At 72.2% G+C, this 3,823-nt stretch carries 4 protein-coding genes; 2 read left to right on the top strand and 2 right to left on the bottom strand.

What is annotated here, in order from left to right; translation table 11 throughout:
- A partial coding sequence (locus PV721_RS42090) for a hypothetical protein (RefSeq protein WP_319733989.1) occupies window positions 1-454 on the top strand: 454 nt, incomplete at its 5' end.
- Between the two features lie 133 nt (window positions 455-587).
- Window positions 588-1,076 carry a glutathione peroxidase gene (locus PV721_RS42085; RefSeq protein ID WP_319733987.1) on the top strand — a complete coding sequence of 163 codons (489 nt, stop codon included), beginning with the start codon at window positions 588-590 and terminating at the stop codon, window positions 1,074-1,076.
- Window positions 1,077-1,184: 108 nt separating this feature from the next.
- Here the strand turns inward: PV721_RS42085 and PV721_RS42080 are convergent, their stop codons facing one another.
- Window positions 1,185-2,876, bottom strand: coding sequence for an AMP-binding protein (locus PV721_RS42080; protein WP_319733984.1), 1,692 nt, complete (start codon window positions 2,874-2,876; stop codon window positions 1,185-1,187).
- Window positions 2,877-3,059: 183 nt separating this feature from the next.
- Entirely contained in the window at window positions 3,060-3,653 is a 594-nt protein-coding gene (locus tag PV721_RS42075) for an O-methyltransferase (protein ID WP_319733982.1), read from the bottom strand.
- Window positions 3,654-3,823: the final 170 nt, after the last annotated feature.

Raw genomic sequence — 3,823 nt, 5'->3', positions numbered from 1 at the left:
CGGCAGGGGGACCGCCGACCGCCCCGCCGCCGCCGCCGTCGGGCAGCCTGCTCACACGCCGCTGCCGCGGCCCGCCTTCCGGCCGGTGACCATCCGTACGGCCCGCGACGCGGTGGCCACGGCCGCGCTGTACCTGCGCTGGCTCGGTTTCCAGGACGTGCGGCAGCCCGACGCACGCCCGATCCCTTCGGCGGCCGTGGACCTGCGGGCACCCGGGCTGGTCGCCCAGGTGGACCCGACCACCGCGCCGGCCGGGCTGCGGGCGGTGGAGTGCGTCTGGCTGAACGGACTCACAGCTTCCGCGACCAGCGTCTACTTCGCCCTCGCCGGCTACACGGACGACGCCCGCACCCGCGCGGACGATCTGGGGATACCGCTGTTCGTGATGGACCTCACCGGCATGCCGCAGCCCGTCAACGACCCGGCGGACGACCTGGTCGGATCGGGGGCCTAAGGCCACCTCTTCTGGATCTTGCCTGACCCGCAGGAGGGGCGCTTAAGCTCGTAGGCGTTGCTTGCCTACGTCCTTACCGCCTGCCGGCCGCCCGCCGCCGCCGGCCGTCGCCCTTCCTGCCGAGGAGAGCCCGATGAGCCTGTACGACATCCCGCTGACCACCCTGTCCGACGAGCCCACGAGCCTGGCGGCGTACAAGGGCAAGGCGATCCTCCTGGTGAACACCGCCTCCCAGTGCGGGCTCACCCCGCAGTACTCGGGGCTGGCCCGTCTGCAGTTCAAGTACGAGGAGAAGGGCTTCACCGTCATCGGCGTGCCCTGCAACCAGTTCGGCGAGCAGGAGCCCGGCAACGCCGAGGACATCCAGACCTTCTGCGCGGCCGGTTTCGGCGTCACCTTCCCGATCCTGGAGAAGTCCGAGGTCAACGGGGAGAACCGGCACCCGCTGTACGAGGAGCTGGTGAAGACCCCGGACGCGGACGGCGCGGCGGGGGACATCCAGTGGAACTTCGAGAAGTTCCTGATCTCCCCCGCCGGAGAGGTCGTCGCGCGCTTCCGCCCGCGTACCGAGCCCGAGGCCCCCGAGGTCGTCGCCGCGATCGAGGCGCACCTCCCGGCGTAAGGCCCCGGCCGCAGGTTCCCGTACGGGGCCGGGTTCCCGTACGGGGCCGGGTTCCCGTACAGCGGGCCGCTGAGCGGGTCGCCGTACGCCAGCCCGGACCTGCTCGGCTCAGCCCAGGTCGGCCTCGTCGTACTCCCCCGTCGAGCCGGCCGTGGTGAGCTCCCGCAGCTCGACCCGGCGGATCTTGCCGGACACGGTCTTCGGGAGCTCGCCGAACTCGATGCGGCGGATCCGCTTGTACGGGGACAGCACCGCGCGGGAGTGCTCGAACAGCACCCGGGCCGTCTCCGGCCCGGGTTCCCAGCCGCCCGCGAGCGTGACGTACGCCTTCGGGACCGCCAGCCGCAGCGCGTCGGGGGCCGGCACGACGGCGGCCTCGGCGACCGCCTCGTGCTCCAGCAGGGCGCTCTCCAGCTCGAACGGGCTGATCTTGTAGTCGGAGGCCTTGAAGACGTCGTCGGAGCGCCCGACGTAGGTGAGGTACCCGTCGGCGTCGCGCGCGGCGATGTCGCCGGTGCGGTAGAGCCCGTCCGCCATGGCCTCGGCGGTGCGCTCCGGGTCGTCGCGGTAGCCGGTCGTCACGCCGGCGGGCCGGGCGCGCAGGTTCACGCAGATTTCGCCCTCGTCCGGGGACTCCTTTCCGCTGACGGGGTCCACCAGGACGATCTCGTAGCCGGGCGCCGGGCGGCCCATGGAGCCGGGCTTGACGGGCACCCCGGGGAAATTGCCGACCTGGAGGGTGGTCTCGGTCTGGCCGAAGCCGTCCCGGATGGTGACGCCCCAGGCCTCGCGGACCTTCTCGATGACCTCCGGGTTGAGCGGCTCACCCGCGGCGACGGCCTCGCGCGGGGGCCGGGCCAGCTTGGTGAGGTCGGACTGGATCAGCATGCGCCACACGGTGGGCGGCGCGCAGAAGGTGGTCACGCCGTGCCGGTCCATCTCGGCCATCAGCCGCTCCGGGTCGAAGCGGGTGTAGTTGTGGACGAAGACCGTGGCGCCGGCGTTCCAGGGGGCGAAGAGGTTCGACCAGGCGTGCTTGGCCCAGCCGGGCGAGGCGATGTTGAGGTGCACGTCACCGGGGCGCAGACCGAGCCAGTACATGGTGGAGAGGTGCCCGATGGGGTAGGAGGCGTGCGTGTGCTCGACGAGTTTGGGGCGGTCGGTGGTGCCGGAGGTGAAGTACAGCATCAGCGGATCGGTGGCGAGGGTCTCCCCTCCGGGAGTGAAGGCGGTGTCCGCGCTCTCCATGTCCGCGAGGCGGCGCCAGCCCGCCGGGATCTCCTGCCCCGCGGCGATCCGGGTGTAGCCGCCCGGCACCTCGTCGAACTTGGCTGTGTCCTCGGCGCGCGCGATCACGTGGCGCACGAGGCCGCGCTCGACCCGGTCGCGCAGGTCGGCCGGGCCGAGCAGGGGGGTGGCGGGGATGACGACGGCGCGCAGTTTCATCGCGCCGAGCATCACCTCCCACAGCTCGCGCTGGTTGCCGAGCATGACGAGGATCCGGTCGCCGGGCGCGATGCCCTGCTCGCGCAGCCAGTTGGCGGCCGCACCGGATCGGGCGGCCAGCTCGGCGAAGGTGAGCGCCTCGCTGGTGCCGTCCTCCTCGACGATGCGCAGGGCATCGGCTCCGTTCCCGGCGGCGATGTGGTCGAACCAGTCCAGGGCCCAGTTGAAGCGGCGGGGGCGGGGCCAGGTGAATCCGGTGTGGGCGGCCTCGTAGTCACCGCGGCGCTCCAGCAGGAAGTCCCGCGCGGCGAGGAACTGGGCCGTTGCGCTGTTCTGCGTACCTTCGGTCGTCATGACAGGTATCGTGCCGCGTCCGCCGTACGGACCACCAGTACGACGCCCTGGGGGAGTTGACCGCCGGCGGCGGTACGGCCGGATGCCGGCCGGAACCGGCTTGCACTGACCGGAACGGACCGGACCGGACTGGACCGGACCGGACCGGACCGGACCGGATCATCAGCTACCGGCCCGGCCGGATCACCACCTGCCGCTCGGGCCCGTACGCACGGCCATGAGCAGGCCGCTCGTCCAGGCCATGCGGACGGTACGGAAGTCCGGCCGCTCTTCGAGCTCGGCCAGCAGGCGTCGGACCGAGGCGCCGTGGCCCTCCGGCCAGGCGGGCTGCGGGAGGAGGTCGTCGATCAGGTACGTCCCGCCGGGGGCCACGAGCGCAAGGGCCCGTTCCAGGTGGGTGAACTTGCCGGGCCAGGTGTCCGCGAAGACCAGGTCGAACGGTTCCCCCTCGTACTCCTCCAGCCACGCACCGCCGTCCGCCGCCACGAAGGTCACCCGCGGATCGGAACGGAACTGCTCGCGGGCGACCTTCTGTACGGCCTCGTCCAGTTCGACGGTGACCAGGCGGGAGGCTCCGTCCATGCCGCTGAGGAGCCAGGCGGTTCCTGCGCCCACGCCCGTGCCGAGTTCGAGGGTGCGGCCGCCGGGGCGGGTGGCCGCGAGCAGGGCCAGCAGGCTGCCGGTGCGCTCCTCGCAGGACAGGGTGAAGCCCGCTCGGCGGGCCGCCCCGCGCAGGGCCGGCAGGGAATCAGGGATCCGTCTCGGCATGTCGTCCATCCGGGGATCATGCGGCCGACGTTCCCACCGCACAACTCCTTTTGAAACGTGCCCGGTTACCGGTAGCCGGTAACCGGGTTTCACCCCTGACGCGTCGCCCCGAAGCGCACGGAAGCCCCGGCAGCAGACCCGGCCCCGTCCGCTCCCCCTGCCCTTGCCTCTTGACCCTC

This window comes from Streptomyces sp. MB09-01, from assembly GCF_033794505.1.
Classification (GTDB): Bacteria; Actinomycetota; Actinomycetes; order Streptomycetales; family Streptomycetaceae; genus Streptomyces.
This window is presented reverse-complemented; position numbering and strand designations above follow the sequence as displayed.

Bases quoted from the DNA above. Each gene is read 5' to 3' on its own strand.
- PV721_RS42085 (WP_319733987.1), top strand. From the start codon at position 588: ATGAGCCTGTACGACATCCCGCTGACCACCCTGTCCGACGAGCCCACG.
- PV721_RS42080 (WP_319733984.1), bottom strand. From the start codon at position 2,876: ATGACGACCGAAGGTACGCAGAACAGCGCAACGGCCCAGTTCCTCGCC.
- PV721_RS42075 (WP_319733982.1), bottom strand. From the start codon at position 3,653: ATGGACGACATGCCGAGACGGATCCCTGATTCCCTGCCGGCCCTGCGC.